Genomic DNA, 23,659 nt, shown 5'->3' with positions numbered 1-23,659 from the left:
CCTCCTGTCCGGGTGCGCCCTTTCACCCCACTGTGTCGCCCACTGGTCGCGGTGCGCGCAGCCACTCCACCGCCTGCCGGACGGTGAGGATGAGGAAGGGCAGCCCGCCGCGCCCCGCCATGGACAACACCCGCTTGTCCTTGCTCACCAGCCACGCGGCGCCGGCCCGCGCGGCCAGGAGGAGGAACTTCTGGTCGTCCCTGTCTCGGCACCGGGGCAATTCCGGCACGGACGTCCCCTCCCCTTCCGGCACCACCCGCACCAGCGCCCGGTAGCGCTCCAGCGCCACCTGCCGCGCCGCCGCGTCCCACCCGGGCCGGAAGTTCCGGGACGCGAGCACGTACCCCAATTCCGCCAGCGTGTCCGCGTCCGCCCAGGCCACGAGCGTACCCGCGTCGAGCGCCTCCGCCAGCGGGCGCGCGTGCGGGTCGTCGAAGGCGAAGAGGTCCAGCACCACGTTGGTGTCGAGCACCACCGGCAGGGGGAGCGAGGGTGTCATGGGGACAGGTGGGCTATGTTGGCCCGGAGGAACGTGAGGGCGGGATGGAATTGAAGCTCCTGAAGTGTCCTGGCTGCGGCGCGAACTTTCCACTCCCCGCGCCCAACGGCATCGTCGTGTGCGAGTACTGCCGCGCCGTGGTGTCCGCCTCGGGGGCCCCGGTATGGCCCATGCCCGAGAGCCCCGAGGACGACCCGCCCTTCGCGCCGGACCGTCCCCGCGTCACCGTGGCGGGCACGCGCTACGTGCTGCTCGGCCGCCTGGGCCGGGGAGACGGCAGCGATGTGTTCCTCGCGCGGCGCGACGGGCGCATCACCGAGATGGTGGTGCTCAAGGTCGTCCGCGCGCTCTCGGACGCGGACCTCGTCGCGCGCGAGTACGACGTCCTCGAGGCGCTGCACCGCCTGGACACGCAGGGCGCCGAGCACTTCACGCGGCTGCTGCCCCAGCCCGTGGCGCGGGGCGAGGTGAAGGACCCGGTGGGCGTCTCGCGAGCGGCGGCGGTGTACCGCTGGCAGAGCGGCTTCCAGCACTCGCTCACCGATGTACGGGAGGCCTACCCGGACGGAGTGGACCCGCGCGCGGCGGTGTGGATGTGGAAGCGCCTGCTGGAGGTGCTCGGCTTCGTGCACCGCAGCGGCTACATCCACGGCGCCGTGCTGCCGCCGCACGTGCTCGTCCACCCGAGGGACCACGGCGTCATGCTGGTGGGCTGGAGCAGCGCCGTGACTTTCGACGGGGACCGCGGCCGCCTGCCCTCCACCAGCGCATCGCACCGGGCCTTCTATCCCGCCGCGGAGTGGAGGGGCGTCGCGCCCGGTCCCACGACGGACCTCATCATGGCCGCTCGCACCATCGCCTGGGTGCTGGGAGGAGACCCGGCGACGGGCTCCACGCCGACGAGCGTGCCTCCGCCACTGGCGGACCTGCTGCGGCGCCTCTGCGACGAGGACCCGCACCCGTTCACGGGTGACGCGTGGCGAAGCAAGGAGCTCGTGGACGCCGCGGCGCGCGAGTCCTTCGGTCCGCCGAAGTTCATCCCCTTCACCCTGCCGGGGTGGCGCTGATGGGATACGGGAGCTACAGCTACGAGGCCCACGAGTCACTGACGCGAGCGCGGGCGGAGCTGCCGCGCCAGGAGGTCTTCGCGCAGCGGCGCTGCCACCCGCTCATGGAGCCGCACGGGGTGAAGTGGCGCGAGAGCCGCGACAGCGAGGCGCATCCCCAGGCGCTGGGCATCGTCTTCGCACTCGACGTCACCGGCTCCATGGGCCACATCCCGGACCTGCTCGCGCGCCAGCGGCTGCCGGCCTTCATGAAGGCGCTGCTGGACTCGGGCATCCGGGACCCGCAGGTGCTCTTCATGGCCGTGGGCGACGCCGACAGCGACCACGCGCCGCTCCAGGTGGGCCAGTTCGAGTCCGCCGAGCGGCAGATGGACCAGTGGCTCACGTGGAGCTACCTGGAGGGCGGCGGCGGCACGCCCGGCACGGAGTCCTACGAGCTGGCGATGTACTTCGCCGCGCGCCACACGGACCTGGACTGCTGGCGCAAGCGCAAGCACCGCGGCTACTTCTTCATGACGGGCGACGAGCGGCCGTACAGCTACGTGTCCCGCGCGCAGGTGTCGCTGCTCATCGGCGACACGCTGGAGCAGGACCTGCGCGTGCAGCAGGTGGTGGACGCGCTGCAGCACACCTACGAGCCCTTCTTCCTCATCCCCGACCTCGCGCGGCGGCGCGGCTGCGAGCGCGACTGGCGCGAGCTGCTTGGCGACCGCGTCATCTGCATGGAGGACCCGACGGACACGGTGGACGTGGCGGCGGGGCTGGTGGGGCTGTGCGAGGGCGCCGTGCCGGATTTGGACGCGCTCGCGCGACACCTGGACCGGCAGGGCGTGGACCGGCAGGGCCGGGGCCGCGTCATCCGCGCGCTGACGCCCTTCGCGGCGACGCTGGGGCGCGACGGCGTGCCCCCTCCCCGTCTGGAGGACGAGCACCTGCCCACGAATGACGCCAACTCCGGGCACCGGCGCCCGCGCTGACCCCGGAGCACGTCTTCAGCGTCCCCGTTCGAGGTCCTCGATGGTGCGCGGCGCCGGGCGCCGGCCGGACCGCGCCTCGCGGATGCGGCCGAGCAGCGTCTTCGTCACCGGGTCCTCCGGGCTCATGTCGAGCGCCCGTGAGGCCGTGGCCTCCGCTTCGGCCACGCGGCCCCCGAGGAGCTGGGCCAGCGCGACATTGGCCACGAGCCCGGCGTCGGAAGGGTCTGCCTCACACGCGGACCGCGCGACGTCCTCCGCCTCCGCGAAGCGCTGGAGCCGCAGGAGCTGCAGCGCGTACTCGCGCGCGACGTCCGGCTGGTCCCGCTTGAAGGCGTAGGCCCTGCCGAAGATTTCCGCGGCGCCCGCCGGATCCCCGAGCGCCTGCCGTCCCTTGCCGGCAATCCAGAGGGCCTGCCAGCTCTCGGGATTCAGCCGCTGGTACTTCAGGAGGTCCTCCACGGCGACCTCCAGCTGCCGGCGTGCCTTCGCATCCACGGGCCGGGGCGTCTCCGCGTGGATGTGCATGTACGGCTGGATGGCCTCCGTGCCGCGCTCATAGAGGTCCCCGCGATGCCGGACCCACTCGCGCAGTGACCCGAGCGCCTCACGGTCCTCGTCGGTCGCCTTCGGGTAGCTGAGCCCCAGGTCGATGGCCGCCTCGGCCGCGGCGGTGCCATCCAGCGCGAGGTGCGCGGTGACCAGGCGCTTGATGGCCGCGGGCAGGGAGGGAAGCGAGTCGCCGCGCAAAGCATCCCGGATGTGCCGCTCCACGATGTCCGCGTACTGCTTCAGGACGTGCGCACGTCCCGCTCCGAAGACCTCCTCGTTGATGCGCAGCGTATACAGCGTGGCCAGGTCCAGGCGTGCCGGCCCATACCCCGGCCAGCTGCTGCAGATACGCCGGAAGTTCAGCTCCGCCTCGTCGAGCCGCCCCTCCCGCGCGAGACGCGCTCCCTCGCCCCCGAGCGCCGTCACCTCCTCGGGCTCGAGGAAGCGGGGCAGCGTGGACATGCCACACGTCTTGCAGATCCACCCGTCCACCGCGAGCGGGTGCTCTCGCCAGAGCTCGGGGTCTCCCATGGGCCCTCCCGTGGTGAAGAGCACCTCCACGAGCGGCGTGCCGCAGTCCTTGCACGTGGGCGCGCTCCCCCGCCGGGGGCCCTGCGCCTCCAAGGGTGTCTGAGTGGGTATGCGGAGCGCCACCTCGCGCTCACGCAGGGTGATGACTTGGGGCGTCTTCGCCTCCTCACGGGAGCCGAAGATGCGTTTCAACCAACCGAAGGCCATGGGCGGAGCGTAGCCCAGGGCCGTGCCCGGCTCCGCCTGGGAGCTTTTTGGACCCGTCCCGAGACACCTCCGGCGACTCCTGGGAGAATACGGAGTCAGGAATTCACCGGGCCCCGTATGGGCAGCCACGTTTTCTCGCCATGAGCCCTCCCCACGCGGCCCACATCGTCGTCGACCTCGGCTTCGGTGACGCCGGCAAGGGCACGCTCACGGACTGGCTGGTGCGCCGTCATGGCGCGGGGCTCGTGGTGCGCTTCAACGGGGGTGCACAGGCCGGCCACAACGTCGTCACCGATGACGGGCGGCACCACACCTTCTCGCAGTTCGGCGCCGGCACCTTCGTCCCCGGCGTGCGCACGCACCTGGCGCGGACCACCATCGTCCACCCGCTGGCCATGCTGGTGGAGGCCCGCTACCTCGCCGAGCGCGGCGCACCGGACGCGCTGTCACGCACCACGGTGAGCGAGGGCGCGCGCATCATCACTCCGTTCCACCAGGCCGCCGGAAGACTGCGAGAGCTGGCCCGAGGCACGGGACGCCACGGCACCTGCGGCGTCGGCGTGGGCGAGACGGTGCGAGACGCCCTCGCGCACCCGGAGGACGCATTGCACGCTTGCGACCTCACCCGGCCCGCGATGCTGGTGCGCAAGGCCGCCGCCGCGCAGGAGCGGTTGCGCGCGGAGCTGTCGGAGGTACGCCGCGCCGCGAGCGCGCATCCCCAGGCCACCTCCGAGCTGGTGCTGCTGGAGGACCCGGAGGTCCCCTCGCGCTGGGCGGACGCGGTGCGGGCCCTCCGTCCGCGAGAGCGCGTCGTCGGTGACGACTGGCTGGCCCCGCGCCTTCGCGAGGGCACCACCCTCTTCGAGGGCGCGCAGGGCGTGCTGCTCGACGAGTGGCGCGGCTTCCACCCGCACACCACCTGGAGCACGTGCACCTTCGACCTCGCCCTGGAGCTGCTGCGCGACGCGGACTTCGACGGCGCCCTCCACCGGCTCGGTGTGTTGCGCGCGTACGCCACGCGCCACGGCGAGGGCCCCTTCCCCACCGAGGAGCCCGCGCTCGCTCCCGCCGTGCCCGAGCCCCACAACGACGCCGCCGGCTGGCAGGGGGGCTTCCGCGTGGGCGCCTTCGACGCCGTGCTCGCACGTTACGCCCTGGCTGCCTGCGGCGGCGTGGATGCCCTGGCGCTCACCCACCTGGACCGGCTCGCCACCCGGTGGCCCGTGTGCACGGCGTACCGTGCGCCGCCACAGGATGCGGACACCGGCACGCTCCCCCGGATGCACCCGGCCTCCCGCGCGCCGATGGAGGAGGCGGACACCGACACACGCCTCCGGATGCACACGGCATCCCATGCGCCGGCGGAGTACGGAGGCATGTTCACCCGCGACACGGCGGACACGTCACGCGTGACGGCGCTGCGCCTGGGTCCCCACCGCGACCTCGCGTACCAGGAACACCTCACCCGAGCGCTGGCCACGTGCCACCCCCTCCGCGAGGAGCTGGACCTGGGAGGACCACCGGCCGAGCGGACGGAGCGCTTCGTCGCGTGGGTGGAATCCATCCTCGGCGTCAAGGTAGCGGTGACGTCCCACGGCCCGGCGGCCCGGGACAAGCGGGAGCGGGGGCTGACGTGACGCCATCGGCACCTCCGGGCTAGCCTCCCATCCTGATACCAGAGGGGGTTTCGAGACATGGGGTACGGCAGCTACAGCTACGAAGCGCACGAGGCGATGACGAAGGCCCGCAGCGACCTCCCGCAGCAGGAGGTCTTCCGGCAGCGGTCCTGTCACCCGAAGATGGACCCTCGCAACGTGAAGTGCCGCGAGAGCCGTGACAGCGCGGCGCATCCCCACTCGCTCTCCGTGGTCATGGCGCTCGACGTGACGGGCTCCATGGGCAACATCCCCGAAATCCTCGCGCGGCAGACGTTCCCCTCCTTCATGAAGGACCTGATGGACGCCGGCATCGCGGACCCGCAGGTGCTCTTCATGGCCGTGGGCGACGCGTACATGGACGACGCGCCCCTCCAGGTGGGCCAGTTCGAGTCCTCCGAGCAGCAGCTGGACCAGTGGCTCACGTGGATGTTCCTGGAGCGCGGCGGCGGCTCGAACCCGGCGGAGACCTACGAGCTGGGCATGTACTTCGCCGCCGAGCACACCGCGATGGACTGCTTCGAGAAGCGCGGGAAGAAGGGCTACTTCTTCATGACCGGCGACGAGCCCGCCTTCCACTACGTGGCGAAGGAGCACGTCGAGCGACTCCTCGGCACGCGGATGACCCGGGACATCCCCATGGAGGAGGTGGTCAGCCGGCTGGACAAGACCTTCCACCCCTTCTTCCTCATCCCCGACCAGCGCCGCCGGGGCCGCTGCGAGCAGTTCTGGGTCAGCTACCTGGGCGACCGGGTCATCTTCATGGACGACCCGGCGGACACGTGCGACGTGGCCGCGGCCCTCGTGGCCCTCACCGAGCGCGCCGTCCCCGGGGTCGACGCCGTGGCCGAGCGCCTGAGCGCCAGCGGCAAGCCGAAGGAGCGCGTGAAGGCCATCGTCCGGGCCATCGAGCCCTGGGCCAAGGCCTTGCGGCGCGCGGCGTAGGACAAATGCCCGCGAGGCCCTCCCCCACGGGGCCTCGCGCCGTGGTAGTCCGGGGGACGTGAGCGACGCCTTCGACCAGCTCGGCCTCTCGCGGGAGACGCTCGGTGCCTTGCGCCGGGCGCGCTTCACCCGCCCCACCCCCATCCAGGCGCAGGCCATTCCCCCGGCCCTCGCCGGGAAGGACGTCATCGGCTGCGCCGCCACCGGCACCGGCAAGACGGCCGCGTACGTGCTGCCCCTCGTCGAGCGCTTCGCCGGGAAGAAGGGCACGCTCGGGCTGGTGCTCGCCCCCACCCGCGAACTGGTGCAGCAGATCGCCGAGCCCGTGCGCTTCTTCGGTGAGCCGCGCGGCCTCACGCACGCGGTCGTCATCGGCGGCGAGGACATGGGGGCGCAGGTGAAGGAGCTGAAGGAGCGCCCCACCTTCGTGCTCGCCACGCCCGGGCGGCTGGTGGACCTGCTGGAGCACGGCGGCGCCGCCTTCCCGCACCTGGAGGCGCTCGTCCTGGACGAGGCGGACCGGATGCTGGACATGGGCTTCCTGCCGCAGTTGGAGCGCATCTTCGCCGCGCTCCCCCGCCGCCGGCAGACGCTGCTGTTCTCCGCGACGCTGGGTCCGGAGGTGAGCCGCTTCGCGCGCTCGCGCCTCTACAAGCCGGTGCGCGTGGAGGTGACCCGCAGCGGCACTCCCGCCGAGCGCGCGGAGCAGCGGCTCTACTTCGTCCGGCCGGAGGAGAAGACGCCGCTGCTGCTCACGCTGCTGGCGCGCGACGAGGCGACGGCGCTCATCTTCACCCGCGCCCGCGAGCGCGCGGACAAGGTGCACAAGGCGCTCCAGAAGGCGGGCCACAAGTGCGCGGTGCTGCACGCGGACCGCACGCAGAACCAGCGGCGGCAGGCGATGGAGGGCTTCCGCGACGGCACCTACCGCTGCCTCGTGGCCACGGACATCGCCGCGCGCGGGCTGGACGTGGAGGACGTGGGGCACGTCATCAACTACGACCTGCCGCACGCGCCCGAGGACTACGTGCACCGCATCGGCCGCACCGCCCGCGCGGCGGCCAGCGGCGTGGCGTCCACCTTCGCCCTGACGCGCGAGGGGCAGGTCATCACCCGCATCGAGAGCATCATGCGCGCGGAGATTCCCCGCGTCCCGGTGCCGCGCGAGGACCCCGTCTTCAAGGAGCATTGGGAGCGCTTCCTCGCGGCGCAGAAAGACCCGGGTCCGCCGCAGACGGGCGCGAGCGCCCCGAAGCTCGAGCCGGGACAGGCACCCGGCCGCCACGCACGGACGCACAAGAAGCGGAGCCCGTAGACGCGCCTCTGGCTTCTCTCAGCCGGCCCAATCGCTCCCCTGCAGTCCATCACCAGCAACCAGAATTTACAATTCCAGACAGGCACGCCTATGGTGTCGCTCGCATCAATCACTTCTCGGAGAGACTCCATGAAGATGCCGGCTGCATTTCTTTTGGGTGCCAGTGTCATGCTGATGGGTGTTGGCTGTGGCGCCGACAACTCCACGGAGCAGGACAAAGACATCGCGACGCAGGAACAGTCCGCTGTCGCGGGTTGCGTGACCACCGTCACCGAGCCGTATGTGGCTTACTCGAGCAATGGCACTCCCTACGCGGCAGCGAAAGCCGCCGTCACGTGCGCGCTCGTCCAGCCATACATCAATGTCGCGGCGGACATCACCTTGCCGGGTGTCAGGGGCAGCAGGCGCGGCCATGGTTGTGCCAATGCGGTCTACTGCGAGGTCGAAGCCATAGAGGGCTATGTGCCGGGCGTATGGCAGGCGCAGGGCCTGTCGCCCGTGGGTGGGGACACGGCCATCGTCGCCAAGCCCCTCTAGAGAGCGTCGCGATTCAGGCGGGCGGTTCCCATCGGCTCATCCCTGGGGCCGCCCCATCGCCTGTTCCTTCTCCAGCTCCGCCTTGAAGAACGCACTGCCCCGCGCGAGCGTCTCCATGTAGGGCCGCACGTCCTCGCGGGCCTCGGGTGACAGCTTCGCGAAGGGAATCACGTGCTCATCGGGCACGTAGCGGAACGTGAGGTTGATGCGCCGGGTGCGGAAGTCCGGCAGCTCCGGCGGCATGACGTGGCCCGCGCGCGTGTCCACCCGCTGCACGCGGTGGAACGTCTGGTCCTTCCACCGCGCGCCGCCGAAGAGCTGGAGCGAGCCGTCGTCCAGCCACTGCTCCAGCACCACCTCGTCCCGCTCGCCCGGCCGCGTGGAGGTGACGAACTGGATGAGGGCCCGCTCGCCGAAGGACAGCGACGCCACCGGACCCGGCTCGAAGTCCTTGTGCTCCCCCACCCGCGCGGTGTCCGCCCAGCGCCCGTCCTCCAGCCGGCTGCCGTAGAAGTTCACCAGGCACGTGTTGAGGTGCCAGCCCTTCGGCATGTCCGGCCCGCGGAACATCCGCCGCGCCAGCTCTTCAATCTTCGCCACCTGCCGCTGGAGCACCGCGGGGAAGGGCTCGGCCTTCACGCACCGGTTCAGCACGCCCTTCGGCGGCCGGTAGTAGTCGAGGCACGCGAACTGCCAGTTCCCCAACCAGTACACCGGCCGCAACAGCCGCCGCTGCGACTGCCCCGGCGGGGGCGGGAAGTGCTTCGAGTAGCGCTCCTCCCACAGCGGGTGGAGCGTGCCAAGCCACGCCAGGATTTCCGTCCGGTCCGCGGCGGACAGGAAGCTCGCGTTGTAGTGGTGGCCCGGGGTGCGCTGACGGACCTTGTGGGCAAGCGGGCGGCCCCGGTGGGGGGGAAAGGCCATGGGCGCCGTGCTACCACATCCCCCCCGGTGTCCGGGCCTCCGCGCCGCATTTGCGCAATCCGGACGCCTGGGGTGTTGGTAGGGGGCCGGACCCCCGGACACCATGGCCGAAGACCGCATCCACGCGCTGTATCGCACCTACGGGCCCACCCTGTACGCCCGGTGCAGGCAGATTCTGGGCGACGACGCCGCGGCGGCGGACGCGGCCCAGGAGACCTTCCTCCGGCTCCATCGCCACCTGGAGCGGGCACCGGACGCCAGCCAGGCGCTCGCCTACATCTACCGCATCGCCACCAACTACTGCCTCAACCAGATCCGGGACGGCCGCCGCCGCGCCCTGCCCGTGGCCGAGCTCCCCGAGCACCCCGGCACCGACACCGAGCGCCTCTTGGAGGACCGGGACCTCGCCCGCCGCCTCATCGCCTCCGCCCCACCCCAGATGGCCGAGGTCGCCTGGCTCCACCTCGCCGACGGGCTGACCCAGGACGAGGTCGCCCAGGTGCTCGGCATCTCTCGTCGCACGGTCGTCAACCGGCTCGCCGACTTCCACCGGCACGCGCGCACGCTCACCGGGAGCAGCCCCTCATGACTCCTTCCTCCCTCCACCTCTCCAGCCTCCAGCTCGACGCGCTCGCCCTGGACGCGCTCCCCGCCGACGCGCGCTCCGCCGCCCGGGCGCACCTCGACGCCTGCGCCACCTGCCGCGCCCGCGCCGAGGAGCTGGCCTCGCTGCGAAGCCACTTCACCGTCCACGTGCTGCCCCGCACCGCGCCCGCCCTGCGGCGGCCTCCGGCGTGGCACTCCGCCTGGCGCTGGCTCGTCCCCCTGGTGGCGGTGACGGCCGGGGTGCTCGTCATGGCGCGGCCTCCGAAGACCGACACCGAGCCCGAGTACGGCGTGAAGGGCGGCGCCACGCTCCAGCTCTTCGCCCACCGGGGCGAGCGCACCTGGAAGGTGCAGGAGGGCGAGTCGCTGGCCCCCGGTGACCAGGTGCGCTTCCGGCTGGACGGGGGCGGGCTGCCGTACGTCCTGCTCGTCTCCGTGGATGGCGCGGGTCAGGTGAACACCTACCACCCCTTCGGCGGCGCCCGGAGCGCGCCCCTCTCCGAAGGGGCACAGGCCGAGGTCCCCGGCAGTGTGGTCCTCGACACGGCCCCCGGCCCCGAGCGACTCTTCGCCCTCTTCTCCCGCGAGCCCCTGACCTTCGACTCGGTGGCCCCGGCGCTGCGCGAGCTCGCCGCGGGGGGCGCGAACGCCATCCGCCACCAGACGCGCCTGCCCGTCCCGGACGGCGCGCAACAGGCCACCTTCCTCTTCGAGAAGCCCCAGCCGTGACGACCTCCGCCCGCTGCCTCCTGCTCGTCGCCGCGCTCGTCGCGGCCCTGCCCGCCCAGGCGGAAATCCGGCGCCTCGCCATCCTCGTGGGCCACAACGTCGGCGGAGGTGCGCGCCCGCCGCTGCGCTACGCCGAGGCGGACGCCGCCAAGCTCGCGAGCGTGCTCTCGGAGCTGGGCGACGTGGCGTCCAGGGACATCGTCATGCTCCAGGGCCAGGACCTGCCCACGGTGCGCGCCGCGCTGGCGGACGTGGCCAGGAGGGTTGCCGCCCTGCGCGCCACGCCGAACACGCGCGTGGTGCTGCTCTTCTATTTCTCCGGGCACTCGGACGGCGTGGCGCTGGAGCTGGGCACCGAGCGGCTGCCGTACGCGGCCCTGCGCGAGTGGCTGGACTCGACGAAGGCGGACGTGCGGCTGGCCATCGTGGACTCGTGCCGCAGCGGCGCCCTGCTGCGCATCAAGGGCGGACGCCCGGGCCCCTCCTTCGAGCTGCGGCTGACGGACGAGTTGCACAGCAGCGGCCATGCGCTGCTCACCTCCAGCGCGGAGGACGAGCTGGCGCTGGAGTCGCGCGAGGTGGGTGGCTCCCTCTTCACGCACCACCTGGTGTCCGGCCTGCGCGGGGCCGCGGACTCCTCCGGGGACGGGCTGGTGACGCTCGGAGAGGCGTACCAGTACGCGTACGCGCATACGGTGTCGGCCACCGCGGACGTGCTGCTGGGCGGGCAGCACCCGGCCTATGACTACCGGCTGAGCGGCAAGGGCGAGCTGGTGCTCACCCAGCTTCCGAGTCCCGGCACCGCGCTGGAGCTGCCGTCCGACTTCGAGCGGGCGCTGCTGCTGCGCCCCGAGCGCGGGCAGGTGATGGCGGAGCTGGGCCCGGGCGCCGTGCCCCGGCTGGCGGTGCCTCCTGGCGAGTACGAGCTGCGCGCCTGGCGCGCGGGCCGTCAGCACCGTGGATTCCTCCGCGCGCCCGCGGGACAGGTGAAGCGCGTGCGCTGGGAGGACCTCGCGCCCGTCGCCGCGTCGGCTTCCGCCGCCAGCACCAAGGGGTTGGTGGAGGAGACGTCCGCATCGCAGCCCGCGCGCTCCGTCGGGCCGGGCTTCGCCGAGAGCGGCGACGCGCGGCCGCCCACGGCGCCGTCCGTCCCCGCGAGCTCCACATCAGCGTCCCTCGCCGGCTTCTCGCCGTCCGGATCGCCGGGCGACACTGTGCATGGTGAGGCGGAAGCCCCCGCTTCAAAGTCCCCGTCCATGCGCACGGGCCTCGCCGTGCTCGACGAGGTGGAAGCCCTCACGTCAGCACCTCGTTCCTCCTCCTCGCCCACGGGACTCTCCTCCGTGCTCGGTGAGGAGCAGCCCCCCGCGCCAGTGCCTCACTCCTCCTCCGCACCCATGGGCATCTCCATGCACAGCGAGGCGCGGCCCCCCGCCCGCCCGACCCTGGCCGTGCGCGGTGGCGTCCGCCAGTCGGTGGCGAAGGGAATGGGCGCCCTGCAGGCGCTGCGGCTGGAGCTGAGCGGGCTGCCCCTGGAGCGGCTGGTGCTGTCGGTGGAGCTGGGGCGCGGTGCCCGTCCCGTGGGACGCGAGGCCGCGGGCGCCATGGCGCTGGGCTATCGCTGGGCGCTGCGGCGCGGGCCCCTGGAAGCCTCGGCGAGCGCGGAGGCGGGCGTGCAGTTCATCCGTCAGTCCACGAATCGCGGCGTGGCCTGGGCGCTCGCGCCCGGGCTGGGGCCGGCCGCCACGCTGTCCTGGGACGTGACGCCCCGGGTGGCGGTGCAGCTCGGCGCCCATGCGCCCTGCGCCTTCCTGAAGCAGGACGGCCAGCTCTCGCTGCGGCTGCTGCCCGGCGCGGGCCTGGGCATGCGGCTGGGCCTGTAGAAGCGATTTTCCGGTGCGCGGCTTTCCGTGCTCCGGGATTTCCTGCCATGCAAAAGCAAGGGGCTCGCCGTGCCTCGACGCACGTGCGAGCCCCGAAGAAGCTCCGTCAGCGGGAAACGGCTCGCCGCGCTTCAGCGCGCGTGCGAGATGCCCACGGAGGAGCCGCCGCCGATGGACTCCTGAACCCCAGCGGGCGCGGCGGGGACGACGACCGACGCGGCCTCCTTCGCCACGACCTGACCGGCGGCAGCGGCGGCCGACACGGCCTCCTTCGCCACGACCTGCTCGACGGCCGGGGCAGCCTCCTTCGCGGCGACCTGCTCGGCCGCGGCCGGAGCCGGCGCGGGCTTCGCGCAGCCCTCGGCCGTCGGAGCCTCGCTCTTCGCGGCGACCAGCGCGGGAGCCGCCGCCTCGGGCGGGAGCCGGCGCGGGGGCATCACGAAGGGCGGCGGCACCGGGCAGTGCGTGCAGGGCCCGCGCAGCGGCACGGCCAGCCGCTGCCCGGCGCGCAGGAAGTTGTTACGCATCCGGTTGGCCTTCTTGATCATCGACACCGTCGTCCCGTACCGCAGCGCGATGCCGCCCAGCGTGTCGCCGTTGCGGATGCGGTGGGTGACGACGTTGTGCTCCGGCTGGAGCGCCAGCAGCGGCTGCACCCGGCGGCCCAGCTCCTGGGCGCGCGGGTTGTGGAAGCGGACGTGGAAGTGGTCCCGGTGCCGGCGCGCGTGGCGGACGATGCCGTTCGGGCCGTCATTGAAGAAGGAGTCCAGCCACGCCTTGTCCTCGCCGGACGCCAGGGCATGGTCGTAGATGACCTTGCGCACGCGGCGGTCCACGAGAATCAGCTGCACGTCCGTCTTCGTCACCAGCGCGCGGATGAGCGCCCAGTTGAGCGGCACGTTGATGACCTTCTCGCGCTCGCGCTCCCGGATGGGGTCCACCGTCGGGTAGTAGAAGCCGAGGTCCACGTCGCGGCCGTTCTGGTGGCTCTTGTGGGGGCGCAGGTAGCCACCCTCCTTGTTGCTCATGCCGTTGACCCGCAGCGGCGGCGCGTTGGGGAACTTCGCGCGCACCTCGCGGATGGCCTCGGCCAGGTAGCTCACCGTCTCCTCGGTGGCCCACGCCACCTCGGGGGAGACGACAATCCAGTCCTGGCTCTCCGGGAAGCGCTTCGCGTTCACCAGCCGGCCGCTGTGCACGAAGCCCACCGCCATGGACCCGAGCGAGGCAATCTCCGCCTTCCACCGCCGGGTCAGCTCCTCCTCGGTGATGTCCGCCGTGTACACCGGCCCCGTCGGCACCTCGCCGGAGGCCATGGCCTCCGGCGTCTCGCCCACGTCGCCGCCCTCACCCTCGGCCACCTCCGTCGACTCGTCGTCCTCGCCCTCCAGGTCCTCCTCGGAGGCCGCGCAGTCCCCGCTGGCGGCGGAGACCGGACTCACCGCGTCCGCGGAGGCAGCCGCCACCGGGGCGGCGCTCTCGGCGGCGGGGGCCGGAGTCGGGGCCGGAGCTGCCGGCGGCGTCTCGGCGCGAGCCGCGTCCGAGACCTCCGGACGCACGGCGGCGAGAGCCGGCGCAGTGCCAGCGGTGGGAGCCACGCGCGCGGCACAGCCGGCGCAAACGAGCAGGAGCCAGATTGGGTAACGCACTGGGGCGAAGGATGACCCGGAAACCGTCCGACCTCCAAGTACCCGGCTCCAGATTCTGGACGCCCCCCTGCCCTCGGGGGCCCTCCGGACCGGCCCGTCCCGCACTTCCAGCGAGGACGGGCCGCTCCAATGTTCCGCCCGGCTGCTGTCCGGCGAGGCGCGGCGGGGCCGGTTGACGTCCGGCCTCCGCGCCTCGCACCCCTGCGCTTCAGCCCGCCGGAGTGGGAACCGGCTCCGCGAGGGCGACGTCCAGCGCCAGTTCGATCATCTCGTCGAAGGACGTCTGGCGCTCCTGCGGGGTGAGCTTCTCGCCCGTGATGATGTGGTCCGACACGGTGAGCAGCGCCAGCGCGCGGGCGCCCGTCTCCGCGGCGATGCCATAGAGGCCGGCGACCTCCATCTCCACCGCGAGGATGCCCATGCGCGCCAGCGTCTCGTTGAGCGCCGCCTGCGGATGGTAGAAGAGGTCCGACGAGAACACCGGCCCGGCGCGCACCGCCCGGCCCCGCTTCTCCGCCGCTTCCATCGCGCGCCGCGCGAGCGTGAAGTCCGGCACCGCCGGGAAGTCATGGTCCAACAGCCGCATCCGGTTCACCTTGGAGTCGGTGCCGGCGCCCGTGGCCACGATGACGTCGCGCAGCTTCACGTTCCGGTGCAGGGCGCCGCAGCTGCCCACGCGGATGAGCACGCGCGCGCCGTACGTCTGGATGAGCTCGGTGGCGTAGATGGAGAGCGAGGGGATGCCCATGCCATGCCCCATCACCGACACGCGACGGCCCCGGTACGTCCCGGTGAAGCCATACATGTTGCGCACGGAGGTGACCCCGCGGGCCTCCTCGAGGAAGCGCTCGGAGATATGACGGGCCCGCAAGGGGTCACCGGGCATCAGCACCACGTCGGCGAAGTCGCCGGGTGCGGCGGAGATATGAGGGGTAGCCATGGGGGCGCACCATACCCTACGGGCCGGCCACCCAGGACACGTGGAAGTGGGCGTCCAGCGTGGGCAGCGGGTAGCTCTTCGGGAGCGGCGGGAAGGGCGCGGCCTTCTTCACCGCCTCCAGCGCGGCGGCGTCCCACGCCTTGGAGCCGGACTCCGTCGTCACGGAGGCGGACACCAGCTTCCCGTCGCGGCCAATCAGCGCCTGGACCACCGTCTTCTTCCCCAGGGCCGGGGTGCCCTTCGCCCCGGGCTGCCGCCACTTGCCGGCGACGCGGGTGTAGACCTTCTGCTGGTAGTCGGCGCTCTGCAGCGCGGACTGGAAGAACGCCTCCAGCCGGGGGCTGCCGGAAGCGGCCAGGGCGACGGGCGTCACGGCCAGTGCGAGCAGGGCCACGAGGCCCAGGCGGCGGATGCGGAACAGGGAGTCCAGGGGGTGTGCCCTCCATCAGGGAGAAGTGGCGCGAGGGTAACGCCTCCGCCGGAAGGGAGCACGGCCCCCTATCGTCCGTCCGGGCGCGGGTCGAGAATGGGACACCATGTCCACCGCCTCCGCCCCCGCCTCCCGTGCCGCCGACGCCCCGCTTCCGCCCGGACCGCGCGGTGAGCCGCTGCTGGGCTGCGTGCGGGAGCTGCGAAGGAATCCGCTCGACTTCTTCACGAAGCAGGTGCGCGAGTACGGCGACGTGGTGCGCATCCGCGTGGGCCCGGTGTACGTGACGGCGGTGGCCCACCCGGACCCGGTGCGGCACGTGCTCCAGGACAACGCGCGCAACTACAACAAGCAGACGCGCGGCTTCGCGGTCATCCGCGAGCTGCTCGGGCAGGGGCTGCTCACCAGCGAGGGAGACTTCTGGCTGCGGCAGCGCCGGCTGGCCCAGCCCGCCTTCCACCGCCAGCGGCTGGCCGGCTTCGCGCGCACCATGGTGGACACGTCGGTGGACCTCGCCAACGCGCTGGAGTCGCGCATCGCCACCGGCCAGCCCTTCGACGTGGCCGAGGACTTCAACCACCTGACGCTGCGCATCGCCGGCCTCACCCTCTTCGGCACCGACGTGGGCGACGAGTCGCGCGCCATCGGCGAGGCGCTCGGTCGCGCGCAGACCTTCGCCAACGAGCGCCTCACGCAGCTCATCCCCATTCCCCGCGCCCTGCCCCTGCCCTCGCATCGCCAGTTCAACCGGGACGTGGCCACGCTGGACCGCGTGGTGCGCACCATCATCGAGCGCCGGCACCAGCAGGGCGGCGAGCACCACGACCTGTTGCAGATGCTGATGGAGGCGCGCGACGAGGACACCGGCGAGCGGATGAGCGACACCCAGCTCCGCGACGAGGTGCTGACGCTGCTGCTCGCCGGCCACGAGACGACGGCCAGCGCGCTGGCGTGGACGGTGGTGCTGCTGTCGCGAAACCCCGACGCGCGGCGGCGCCTGGAGGAGGAGCTGTCGCGGGAGCTCGGGGGCCGCGCGCCCACGGTGGAGGACCTCCCGAAGCTCGCCTACACCCGCCGCGTGGTGGACGAGTCGCTGCGCCTCTACCCACCCGCCTGGATTTTCTCCCGCGCGGCCATCCAGGACGACGTGGTGGGCGGCTTCCGCGTCCCCCGGGGCACCTTCGTGCTGCTGCTGCCGTGGGTGACGCACCGTCACCCGAAGCTCTGGAACAATCCCGAGGCCTTCGACCCGGACCGCTTCCTCCCGGAGCACGAGCGCGAGCGGCCCCGCTTCGCGTGGTTCCCCTTCGGCGGCGGGCCGCGCCAGTGCATCGGCAACCAGTTCGCGCTGATGGAGCTGGTGCTCGTGCTGGCCACGCTGTGCCAGCGCGTGCGGCTGGAGCTGGCGCCGGGACACCCCTTCGCCCCGGCGCCCGCCATCACCCTGCGCCCGCGCCCCGGCGTCTGGGTGACGGCGGCGCGCCCCTGAAGGCGCTGTCCCCGAAGCAGGCTCAGGGGGCCTCCTCCTCCAGCTGGGAGGCGCCCATCTCGTGCCAGCGAGGCACCAGCTCACGCGTGACCTCCCCCCGCGCGGGGACCACCAGCTCCTCCCGGTGCACGGCGACGCCCCGCTTCGTGCGGTGCGCGACGAACACGGTGTAGGTCCCGGCGGGCATGGCGCGGAACGTCCAGCGCCCCGGGCTCTCCGGGTGCGCGCGGAAGTGCTGGGCGGTGGCGCGCTCCAGCTCACGCGCGGAGGTCACCATGGCCACCTGCCCCGGTACCAGGACCGCGGTGACCTTGTCTTCCGGGGGCTTGGCCATCGTCACGTGCACCGTCGCGCCCCCCGTCCGCGGCTCGAAGTCCACCGTCACGGTGGCGTTGGCGGGAACCTGGATGCGCCTGGGGGCGTACACCGGGATCTCCTCCTTGGACCGCCCCGTATGCACCCGCAGCACGTAGGTGCCCGGGTGCAGGCGGCGCTGCTCGAACGTGCCGTTACGGACGGGGGTGTACTCCCTGAAGGACAGGTCCACCGCTTCGATGGCGACGGACTGGTCGAGCATCCGCCCGCCATTGCGCACCGTCCCCCGGAGGATGGCTCCGGCGTCGAGCGCCACCTCCACCGCGTCCCGACGCGCGTCGAGCGGGATGCGCTTCGGGAGGAAGTCGGGGTGCACCACCACGAGCGAATGCGGCCGCTCCTCCACGTGGGGAAGGGTGAAGGTGCCGTCCATCGCGGTCTTCACAGCGCGCGAGCGCTCGGGAAGGCGGACCGACCCCTCCGCGTCGGCCGGCACGTCCTCCACGTCCACCCGCGCGCCCGCCACGGGAGCGCCCGTCGCCGCGTCCGTCACCCTGCCGCGCACCTCGCGCCCCTGCTTCAGCACCACCATCCCCAGGTCCACATGGACGTCCTCCTCCACCCGCACCGTGCGCGCGGTGCCAGCCAGGCCGTTCGCCGTGAAGGTGAGCGCGACGTCCACCGCCTTGGCGACGGGTTCGAAGAAGGCGCCGTCGGTGTCGGTGATGGAGCGCCCGTTCACCTCGAAGCGCATGACGGGACTGCCGTCCTCACGCACCACGCGGCCCCGGACGGCGGCCGTGCGCCGCATCACCAGGTGCACGTCCGCCGTGCCCGCCGGGACTTCCAGTGACTGCCTGCCCTCATCCGGCGCCCCACCCCGTGACGCGCTCGTATCGAGACGGTAGCCCTCCAGGCTCGCGGACACGGTCCAGGTGCCGGGGTCCAGGTGGAGCACCGCGAAGCGGCCCTCCGCGTCCGACTTCACCCGCGACGGGGAGCGACCGAAGCGCTCACCGGGCTCCCCCGGCTTCCGCGACAGCTGCCGGCGGGCGTCCCTTCCCACCTGGACGGTGACACCGGGAAGGGGCCGTCCCTCGGGGTCCACCACCCCGCCGGACACGCGCTCGCCCTCGGGGTACTGGAGCCGGACGTGAACCGGAGCCGTCCCGCGCACCTCAAGTTCGCGAGAGACCAGGCGATGGTCATGCTGGCTCAGCGAGGAGGCCAGGATGAAGTACGCGCCCTCGTGGATTCCGCGCAGGGTGAAGCGGCCCATCGCGTCGGTGCGCGTCGACTTCTCGTGTGCACGGTCTCGCTTCGCGCTCCGGACCGTCAGGCTCACGCTCGCCCGTCGCATGGGAGCGCCCTGCTCGTCCACGACCTCACCCGAGACCTCGGCCCCCGCTCGCAGCACCAGCCGGATGTCCGACCGGGGCGCGGTCACCATGAGGCCCGTCGCCACATGGTCATCGTGGAAGCCCTTCAGGAACCAGGAGCCCTCGTCGGGGGCCTTCATGACGAAGGTCCCGTCCTCCTTCGACTCCGTCTGACTCCGATACGAACCGTCCGAGCCCATGAAGAACCTGTCGGGGAGGCCCTGGAGGTCGTCCTGTTCCTTCAGGAGCAGCAGGGCCTGCTTCACGGGCCTGCCCTCGGCATCCACCACCTGCCCCTCCAACACCACGGCGGCCTTCAGCACGAAGTCCACGGGCGCGAGGCCATCCACGGCTCGCTCCTGCGCTCCGTCGTCGATGAAGCGCTCCGCGCCGACCTCGAAGGAGTAGCGCCGCGGCGCGACGGGTCCCAGCGTGTACGCGCCCTTCGCGTCCGTCTCCGTGGACTTCCAGTCATGCTCGTACCGCCCGGAGCCGCTGCGCAGGCGCACCTGGGCGCCCGCGATGGGCCGCCCCCGCTCGTCCCGCACCGTGCCGCGCACCCGCACGCCCGTGCCCAGGGACAGCTCCACCTCCGGCGGCGTCACGCCCCGCGCCAGCCGGACCTGCGCCACCGCGTCCTGTCCCCCGTGGCTCGCGGTGAGCGTGAAGGCTCCCAGCGGCAGCCTGTCGAAGGTGAACCGCCCCGTGTCGTCCGTGACGGCGCTCAGCATCCGGCGCTCACCCAGGAGCTGGACGCTCACGCCACCGGACACGGGCTCGCGCGCGCGCACCACGCGCCCGGTGAGCCGCCGGGGCCGGTACATCGTCACGTCCAGGTCCTGCTCGACGTCGCCTCTGGGGACCCAATGGACGGGCAACAGCTCCGAGCGGGAGAAGAGGAGCACGTACTGCCCGGGGGGCAACGGCGCGAGACGGAAGCGGCCGTTCCCCTCCGTCATGCCCTCGAAGTAGCGGCTGTGCTCCAGGTGGAGCGCGGTGACGCGCGCTCCCACCACGGGCGCACCGTCCTCGTCGCGCACGGTGCCCTGGTAGTGGAGGGCCTTCTCCAGCCGCACCTCCACGCCCTCGCGGCCCGCGGCGACCTCCTCCATCCGCCCCGTGCCCGAGACGGCTTCCGCCCACACCGCGTACTCGCCGGGCTCCAGGCCCTCCAGCGCGAAGCGGCCCCGCGCGTCCGTGGTGGTGCGCGCCAGGGGAGGCGCCTCGCCTCGCCGCCGTGCCGCCGCCTCCACGAGCTGCGCTGCCGTCGTTCCGCACTGGATGTGGAGCAGCTTCGTCTCGCGGCCCTCGCCGGAGTCACACGGCAGCTCGGACAGCGACACTTCCGGCCGAGGCGCGGTGGCCACCACCACCGCTCCGGCCACGGGCCCGGACGGCCCCACCACCGTGCCGCGAATGGCTTTGTCGCCACGCGCGGGCGCCACCGGCGCGGTGAGCAGCGCGCTCGCCCGCACGGGCTCGGCGGAGGACTGCTCCGTGCGCGGGCTGTCCGGCATGGGCGTGAGGTCACTCGCGTGTCCGAAGCAGCGCAGGAACCAGACGCTCGCGAGCAGGACCAGCAGTCCCGCGCCCCCTCCCAGTCTTCGCCTCATACGGTGCTCCCTCGGGCCCGCGCTTCATCCAGCGCGACACCCACGACGGGAGGCTACCGGCTTTCTTCAACATCCCTTGACATGTAAGCATCTCCTTACGCATTATCCGCGGCGATGATGCACACGGAGCCAGGGGTATTCGGAGCCATCAGCCATCCGGCGCGGCGCCGCATGCTCGACCTGCTGGTCGACGGCGACCGCCCGGTGAATGCGATTGCCGAGAACTTCGAGATGAGCCGCCCGGCGGTGTCCCAGCACCTGCGCGTGCTGCTCGATGCGGGCCTCGTCACCGAGCAACGGCACGGCAGGGAACGGCGGTACCGCCTCGTGCCGGAGCGACTGGAGCCGGTGCGCGACTGGATCGCTCACTACGAGCGGTTCTGGGACGACAACTTCGCCCGCCTACGGCGGCACCTCGAAAAGAGCACCGAGCAATGACGACGAAGACCATCCGACGGGAGCTGAAGTTTCCCCAGTCACCCGCCGCCGTGTGGCGCGCGCTCGCGACCAGTGAAGCGCTCGCCGACTGGATGTACCCGAACGACTTCGAGCCGCGCGTCGGGCATCGCTTCACGTTCCGCGTGCCTCCGGACCCTCGGGCCAAATTCGATGGACTCACCGTGCACTGTGAGGTGCTCCGGTGCGCTCCTCCGTCCGAGCTCGAGTTCACGTGGGTCGTTGGCGATGGCTGGCTGGACACGCGCGTCCGCTATCGCATCGAGGCCGATGGCGATGGGACGCGCGTGCTCTTCGAGCACTCCGGCTTCAAGGAGGACCAGGCGTTCCACGGCGCCGAGTTCGGCTGGAAGATGATGCACGGAAAGCTCGCCAAGACGCTCGAGAAGGCGTCGGGCGGCGCCGCACTTCCCTCCCCCGTCAGCGACAACCCGGCCCTCAAGGCCTAGTCACCGAGCCACCACATATGAACATCGTCTTCTGGGGTTTTCAGGCCGTCCTCGCGCTGCTGTTCCTCTCGGGCGGGGCGTACAAGGCGTTCTCCTTCCAGCAGCTCGCGAGCCAGTTCAGCGAGGTCCCCCACGGAGCATGGCGGGCGCTCGGCATCCTCGAGATGGCCGGTGGCGTGCTGCTGATTGTTCCGGCGGCGCTGAAGTGGATGCCCCATCTCACCGCGCACGCGGCCGCGGTGCTCGCGTTCGAGACCTTCGCGCTCGCCGCGCTGTACGCGCGTCATTCAACGAAGATGACGCCCGAGAACCCGATGCTCTGGGCGCTCGTGATGGGGGTCATGGTCACCTTCGTGGCGTACGGCCGCTACGTACTCAAGCCGGTGGTGTCCGCCGCCGCGTGACGGAGTGAAGGACGATGCCCGCGAAGTCGCCCTCGAAGCCACGGAAGACCGCCACGAAGTCGGGACGGTCTCGAACCGCCAGCAGCGGCGCTCCGCGCGCCGCGAAGCCGAAGCTCCTGTCCGGAGGCAACCCCCAGATTCCGAAGGGCGAGGGCGACGCGCCGGTGCAGGCCTTCATCGAAGCGATGCCCGAGTGGAAGCGCGACATCGGCCGCCGAATCGACGCCATCATCGTCCGCACCGTCCCGGGCGTGCGGAAGGCGGTGAAGTGGAACACGCCGTTCTTCGGCGTCGGCGAGGAGGGCTACTTCACCGCGTTCCACTGCTTCGACAAGTACGTCAAGGTGACCTTCTTCCGGGGCGCGTCGCTCGAGCCGCGTCCCCCCGGCGCGTCCAGGATGAAGGACGTCCGCTACTACGACATCCACGAGGGGAAGTTCGACGAGGCGCAATTCACCTCGTGGATCCGTCAGGCCGCCGCGCTCCCGGGCGTGGTCTCGTGACCAACAGCACGCCTCACGCCGTCAGCGCCGGGTAGTCCGTGTAGCCACGCGCGTCGCCGCCGTAGAACGTGGCCTTGTCCGGCGTGTTGAGCGGAGCGCCCTGACGCAGCCGCTCGGGCAGGTCCGGGTTGGCCAGGAAGGGCACGCCGAAGGCCACCAGGTCCGCCAGCCCGTCCGAGATGACGGCGTTGGCGCTCTGGAGCGTGTGGCCACCATTGGTCATCAGCGGCCCGCGGAAGCGCTCGCGAATCAGGGGCAGCAGCGTGGGCGTCCGCGGGTCCGCCACCGGCGCCATGACGTGGAGGAAGGCCAGACCCAGCCTGCTCAGCTCGCCGGCCGCGTAGCCGAACGTCTTCTCCGGGTCCGAGTCCGACATGCTGTTGAACGGGTTCGTCGGCGACAGCCGCACGCCCACCCGGTCCGCGCCCAGCACTCCGGCCACGGCCTCCGTCACCTCCAGCAGCAGCCGCGCGCGCTTCTCCACGGTGCCGCCGTACGCGTCCGTGCGGTGGTTGGAGCCGTCGCGCAGGAACTGGTCCAGCAGGTAGCCGTTGGCGCCGTGCACCTCCACGCCGTCGAAGCCCGCCTCCTTCGCCCGCCGCGCCCCTTCCGCGAACTCCCGCACGATGCCTGGAATCTCCGCCAGCTCCAGCGCGCGCGGCGTCACGAAGGCCTTCGGCCCCTCCGTGGTGAACAACGTCCCTTCCGCGGCGATGGCCGACGGCGCCACCGGCAGCGCCCCACCCGGCTGCATCACCGGATGCGAGATACGCCCCACGTGCCACATCTGCACGTAGATGCGCCCGCCGCGCGCGTGCACGGCGTCGGTGACGCGGCGCCAGCCCTCCACCTGCGCGTCCGTGTGGATGCCCGGCGTGTTGGGATAGCCGTAGCCCTGGAGCGACGCCTGCGTCGCCTCGGTGATGATGAGGCCCGCGGAGGCCCGCTGCGCGTAGTACTCCGCCATCAGCGGCGTGGGCACCTGCTCCGGCCCCGCGCGGTTGCGCGTCATGGGCGCCATGACGATGCGCTGCGGGAGCTTCAGGGAGCCAATCGTGAACGGCGTGAACAGGGGCTGCTGCGACATGAAACGCCTCCGCGTGGAAATCGCGTCGATGGCGCATCCAGGTAATGACCCGCGTTCAAACAATCAAATGAATGTTTGAACGTCGTCCCGGGGCCTCAGTCCACGAGGCCGCTGAAGGCCTCGGAGAGCAGGTCGCGGTTGAGGACGCAGTAGGCGTGCTGGCCCTCCTTGCGCTTGGAGATGATGCCGGCCGCTTCCAGCACCTTGCCGTGGTGGGACAGGAGGGCATCACTCACGCCCAGGGTGTCCGCCAGCTCCTTGCCGCACAAATCCCCCTGCTTCGCCAGCAGCTCCACGATGCGGATGCGGCACGGGTCCGCGAGCGCCTTGAAGACCTTGGCCCGGTGCTCGGCGCAGGCCAGGTCGCGGAGGGGGGGAGCAGGAGTCGCCACGAACCAACCCTAACCAGGGGGCCCCAGCAGCCGCAACGCGACGGCGGCCCGCGCGAAGTCGCTGTTTTCAGGCGCCTCTTCGTCCCACGTGCCTGCCCGGCCGCCCCGCATGGGAGCGCCCGCCCTCCT

Annotated in this window: 23 protein-coding genes; 14 read left to right on the top strand and 9 right to left on the bottom strand. The window is 72.0% G+C overall.

The annotated features are described in order from the left end of the window. Positions 1-22: 22 nt before the first annotated feature. Complete coding sequence (locus HG543_RS11350; protein WP_169344736.1) at positions 23-499, bottom strand: PIN domain-containing protein; 477 nt, start codon at positions 497-499, stop codon at positions 23-25. A 44-nt stretch (positions 500-543) separates the two neighbouring features. Here HG543_RS11350 and HG543_RS11345 point away from each other — a divergent pair, with 44 nt between their 5' ends. After that, positions 544-1,566 (top strand): protein kinase family protein, encoded by a 1,023-nt coding sequence (locus HG543_RS11345; protein WP_169344735.1) that lies wholly within the window; start codon positions 544-546, stop codon positions 1,564-1,566. Further along, positions 1,566-2,543 (top strand): vWA domain-containing protein, encoded by a 978-nt coding sequence (locus tag HG543_RS55185; protein ID WP_246356923.1) that lies wholly within the window; start codon positions 1,566-1,568, stop codon positions 2,541-2,543. The genes HG543_RS11345 and HG543_RS55185 overlap by 1 nt, the downstream gene beginning before the upstream one ends. A 15-nt stretch (positions 2,544-2,558) precedes the next feature. Here the strand turns inward: HG543_RS55185 and HG543_RS11335 are convergent, their stop codons facing one another. Beyond that, entirely contained in the window at positions 2,559-3,830 is a 1,272-nt protein-coding gene (locus tag HG543_RS11335; RefSeq protein ID WP_169344734.1) for a tetratricopeptide repeat protein, read from the bottom strand. A gap of 140 nt (positions 3,831-3,970) precedes the next feature. On the opposite strand from HG543_RS11335, the gene HG543_RS55180 reads away from it, so the two are divergent. The 4 genes from HG543_RS55180 (at position 3,971) to HG543_RS11315 (ending at position 8,282) form a co-directional block, all read left to right on the top strand. Next, positions 3,971-5,467: an adenylosuccinate synthetase gene (locus HG543_RS55180; RefSeq protein WP_246356922.1), complete on the top strand. Its 1,497-nt coding sequence runs from the start codon at positions 3,971-3,973 to the stop codon at positions 5,465-5,467. Between the two features lie 57 nt (positions 5,468-5,524). After that, positions 5,525-6,430 (top strand): VWA domain-containing protein, encoded by a 906-nt coding sequence (locus tag HG543_RS11325; protein WP_169344733.1) that lies wholly within the window; start codon positions 5,525-5,527, stop codon positions 6,428-6,430. Positions 6,431-6,488: 58 nt separating this feature from the next. Continuing rightward, positions 6,489-7,745, top strand: coding sequence for a DEAD/DEAH box helicase (locus HG543_RS11320; RefSeq protein WP_169344732.1), 1,257 nt, complete (start codon positions 6,489-6,491; stop codon positions 7,743-7,745). Between the two features lie 129 nt (positions 7,746-7,874). Beyond that, entirely contained in the window at positions 7,875-8,282 is a 408-nt protein-coding gene (locus HG543_RS11315) for a hypothetical protein (RefSeq protein WP_169344731.1), read from the top strand. 36 nt (positions 8,283-8,318) lie between these two features. Here HG543_RS11315 and HG543_RS11310 read toward each other — a convergent pair whose 3' ends face one another. Next, a complete protein-coding gene (locus HG543_RS11310; RefSeq protein WP_169344730.1) occupies positions 8,319-9,206 on the bottom strand; it encodes an alpha-ketoglutarate-dependent dioxygenase AlkB in 888 nt (295 codons plus the stop codon). Positions 9,207-9,309: 103 nt separating this feature from the next. Here HG543_RS11310 and HG543_RS11305 point away from each other — a divergent pair, with 103 nt between their 5' ends. The 3 genes from HG543_RS11305 to HG543_RS11295 are packed head-to-tail and all read left to right on the top strand — an operon-like array spanning position 9,310 to position 12,424. Further along, positions 9,310-9,795: an RNA polymerase sigma factor gene (locus tag HG543_RS11305; RefSeq protein WP_169344729.1), complete on the top strand. Its 486-nt coding sequence runs from the start codon at positions 9,310-9,312 to the stop codon at positions 9,793-9,795. Further along, positions 9,792-10,541, top strand: a complete 750-nt coding sequence (locus HG543_RS11300) for a hypothetical protein (protein WP_169344728.1) — start codon at positions 9,792-9,794, stop codon at positions 10,539-10,541. Before HG543_RS11305 ends, HG543_RS11300 begins: the two co-directional genes overlap by 4 nt. Beyond that, positions 10,538-12,424, top strand: a complete 1,887-nt coding sequence (locus HG543_RS11295; RefSeq protein ID WP_169344727.1) for a caspase family protein — start codon at positions 10,538-10,540, stop codon at positions 12,422-12,424. Before HG543_RS11300 ends, HG543_RS11295 begins: the two co-directional genes overlap by 4 nt. Before the next feature lie 131 nt (positions 12,425-12,555). Here the strand turns inward: HG543_RS11295 and HG543_RS11290 are convergent, their stop codons facing one another. The 3 genes from HG543_RS11290 to HG543_RS11280 form a co-directional block, all read right to left on the bottom strand. Continuing rightward, positions 12,556-13,983, bottom strand: coding sequence for a LysM peptidoglycan-binding domain-containing protein (locus HG543_RS11290; protein ID WP_343073324.1), 1,428 nt, complete (start codon positions 13,981-13,983; stop codon positions 12,556-12,558). 298 nt (positions 13,984-14,281) lie between these two features. After that, positions 14,282-15,013 (bottom strand): purine-nucleoside phosphorylase, encoded by a 732-nt coding sequence (deoD, locus tag HG543_RS11285; RefSeq protein ID WP_169344726.1) that lies wholly within the window; start codon positions 15,011-15,013, stop codon positions 14,282-14,284. Positions 15,014-15,029: 16 nt separating this feature from the next. Next, positions 15,030-15,407, bottom strand: a complete 378-nt coding sequence (locus HG543_RS11280) for an energy transducer TonB (RefSeq protein WP_343073323.1) — start codon at positions 15,405-15,407, stop codon at positions 15,030-15,032. Positions 15,408-15,549: 142 nt separating this feature from the next. On the opposite strand from HG543_RS11280, the gene HG543_RS11275 reads away from it, so the two are divergent. After that, positions 15,550-16,932, top strand: coding sequence for a cytochrome P450 (locus HG543_RS11275; protein WP_169344725.1), 1,383 nt, complete (start codon positions 15,550-15,552; stop codon positions 16,930-16,932). Positions 16,933-16,954: 22 nt separating this feature from the next. Here the strand turns inward: HG543_RS11275 and HG543_RS11270 are convergent, their stop codons facing one another. Further along, a complete protein-coding gene (locus tag HG543_RS11270; protein WP_169344724.1) occupies positions 16,955-20,239 on the bottom strand; it encodes a carboxypeptidase-like regulatory domain-containing protein in 3,285 nt (1,094 codons plus the stop codon). Positions 20,240-20,353: 114 nt separating this feature from the next. Between HG543_RS11270 and HG543_RS11265 the strand changes: the two genes are divergently transcribed. Genes HG543_RS11265 through HG543_RS11250 form a run of 4 tightly spaced genes read left to right on the top strand, consistent with a single transcriptional unit; the run spans position 20,354 to position 22,051 of the window. Then, positions 20,354-20,677, top strand: coding sequence for an ArsR/SmtB family transcription factor (locus HG543_RS11265; RefSeq protein WP_169344723.1), 324 nt, complete (start codon positions 20,354-20,356; stop codon positions 20,675-20,677). Continuing rightward, positions 20,674-21,144, top strand: coding sequence for an SRPBCC family protein (locus tag HG543_RS11260; RefSeq protein ID WP_169344722.1), 471 nt, complete (start codon positions 20,674-20,676; stop codon positions 21,142-21,144). The genes HG543_RS11265 and HG543_RS11260 overlap by 4 nt, the downstream gene beginning before the upstream one ends. Positions 21,145-21,161: 17 nt before the next feature. Further along, on the top strand, positions 21,162-21,548 hold the full coding sequence (locus HG543_RS11255) for a DoxX family protein (RefSeq protein WP_169344721.1): 387 nt from the start codon (positions 21,162-21,164) through the stop codon (positions 21,546-21,548). A 14-nt stretch (positions 21,549-21,562) separates the two neighbouring features. Further along, positions 21,563-22,051, top strand: a complete 489-nt coding sequence (locus HG543_RS11250; RefSeq protein WP_169344720.1) for a DUF1801 domain-containing protein — start codon at positions 21,563-21,565, stop codon at positions 22,049-22,051. A 13-nt stretch (positions 22,052-22,064) separates the two neighbouring features. On the opposite strand, the gene HG543_RS11245 is transcribed toward HG543_RS11250, so the two are convergent. Then, a complete protein-coding gene (locus HG543_RS11245) occupies positions 22,065-23,138 on the bottom strand; it encodes an alkene reductase (protein WP_169344719.1) in 1,074 nt (357 codons plus the stop codon). 95 nt (positions 23,139-23,233) lie between these two features. Further along, positions 23,234-23,530, bottom strand: coding sequence for a metalloregulator ArsR/SmtB family transcription factor (locus tag HG543_RS55175; protein WP_169344718.1), 297 nt, complete (start codon positions 23,528-23,530; stop codon positions 23,234-23,236). Positions 23,531-23,659: the final 129 nt, after the last annotated feature.

Origin of the sequence: Pyxidicoccus fallax, from assembly GCF_012933655.1 — a bacterium.
GTDB lineage: Bacteria > Myxococcota > Myxococcia > Myxococcales > Myxococcaceae > Myxococcus > Myxococcus fallax.
This window is presented reverse-complemented; position numbering and strand designations above follow the sequence as displayed.

Excerpts from the sequence above, each read along its gene's own strand:
- HG543_RS11265 (WP_169344723.1), top strand. The coding sequence starts at position 20,354 with ATGATGCACACGGAGCCAGGGGTATTCGGAGCCATCAGCCATCCGGCG.
- HG543_RS55185 (WP_246356923.1), top strand. The coding sequence starts at position 1,566 with ATGGGATACGGGAGCTACAGCTACGAGGCCCACGAGTCACTGACGCGA.
- HG543_RS11245 (WP_169344719.1), bottom strand. The coding sequence starts at position 23,138 with ATGTCGCAGCAGCCCCTGTTCACGCCGTTCACGATTGGCTCCCTGAAG.
- HG543_RS11305 (WP_169344729.1), top strand. The coding sequence starts at position 9,310 with ATGGCCGAAGACCGCATCCACGCGCTGTATCGCACCTACGGGCCCACC.
- HG543_RS11310 (WP_169344730.1), bottom strand. The coding sequence starts at position 9,206 with ATGGCCTTTCCCCCCCACCGGGGCCGCCCGCTTGCCCACAAGGTCCGT.
- HG543_RS11335 (WP_169344734.1), bottom strand. The coding sequence starts at position 3,830 with ATGGCCTTCGGTTGGTTGAAACGCATCTTCGGCTCCCGTGAGGAGGCG.
- HG543_RS11300 (WP_169344728.1), top strand. The coding sequence starts at position 9,792 with ATGACTCCTTCCTCCCTCCACCTCTCCAGCCTCCAGCTCGACGCGCTC.
- HG543_RS11255 (WP_169344721.1), top strand. The coding sequence starts at position 21,162 with ATGAACATCGTCTTCTGGGGTTTTCAGGCCGTCCTCGCGCTGCTGTTC.
- HG543_RS11275 (WP_169344725.1), top strand. The coding sequence starts at position 15,550 with ATGTCCACCGCCTCCGCCCCCGCCTCCCGTGCCGCCGACGCCCCGCTT.
- HG543_RS11270 (WP_169344724.1), bottom strand. The coding sequence starts at position 20,239 with ATGAGGCGAAGACTGGGAGGGGGCGCGGGACTGCTGGTCCTGCTCGCG.
- HG543_RS11250 (WP_169344720.1), top strand. The coding sequence starts at position 21,563 with ATGCCCGCGAAGTCGCCCTCGAAGCCACGGAAGACCGCCACGAAGTCG.
- HG543_RS11260 (WP_169344722.1), top strand. The coding sequence starts at position 20,674 with ATGACGACGAAGACCATCCGACGGGAGCTGAAGTTTCCCCAGTCACCC.
- HG543_RS55180 (WP_246356922.1), top strand. The coding sequence starts at position 3,971 with ATGAGCCCTCCCCACGCGGCCCACATCGTCGTCGACCTCGGCTTCGGT.
- HG543_RS11350 (WP_169344736.1), bottom strand. The coding sequence starts at position 499 with ATGACACCCTCGCTCCCCCTGCCGGTGGTGCTCGACACCAACGTGGTG.
- HG543_RS11325 (WP_169344733.1), top strand. The coding sequence starts at position 5,525 with ATGGGGTACGGCAGCTACAGCTACGAAGCGCACGAGGCGATGACGAAG.
- deoD (WP_169344726.1), bottom strand. The coding sequence starts at position 15,013 with ATGGCTACCCCTCATATCTCCGCCGCACCCGGCGACTTCGCCGACGTG.
- HG543_RS11345 (WP_169344735.1), top strand. The coding sequence starts at position 544 with ATGGAATTGAAGCTCCTGAAGTGTCCTGGCTGCGGCGCGAACTTTCCA.
- HG543_RS11315 (WP_169344731.1), top strand. The coding sequence starts at position 7,875 with ATGAAGATGCCGGCTGCATTTCTTTTGGGTGCCAGTGTCATGCTGATG.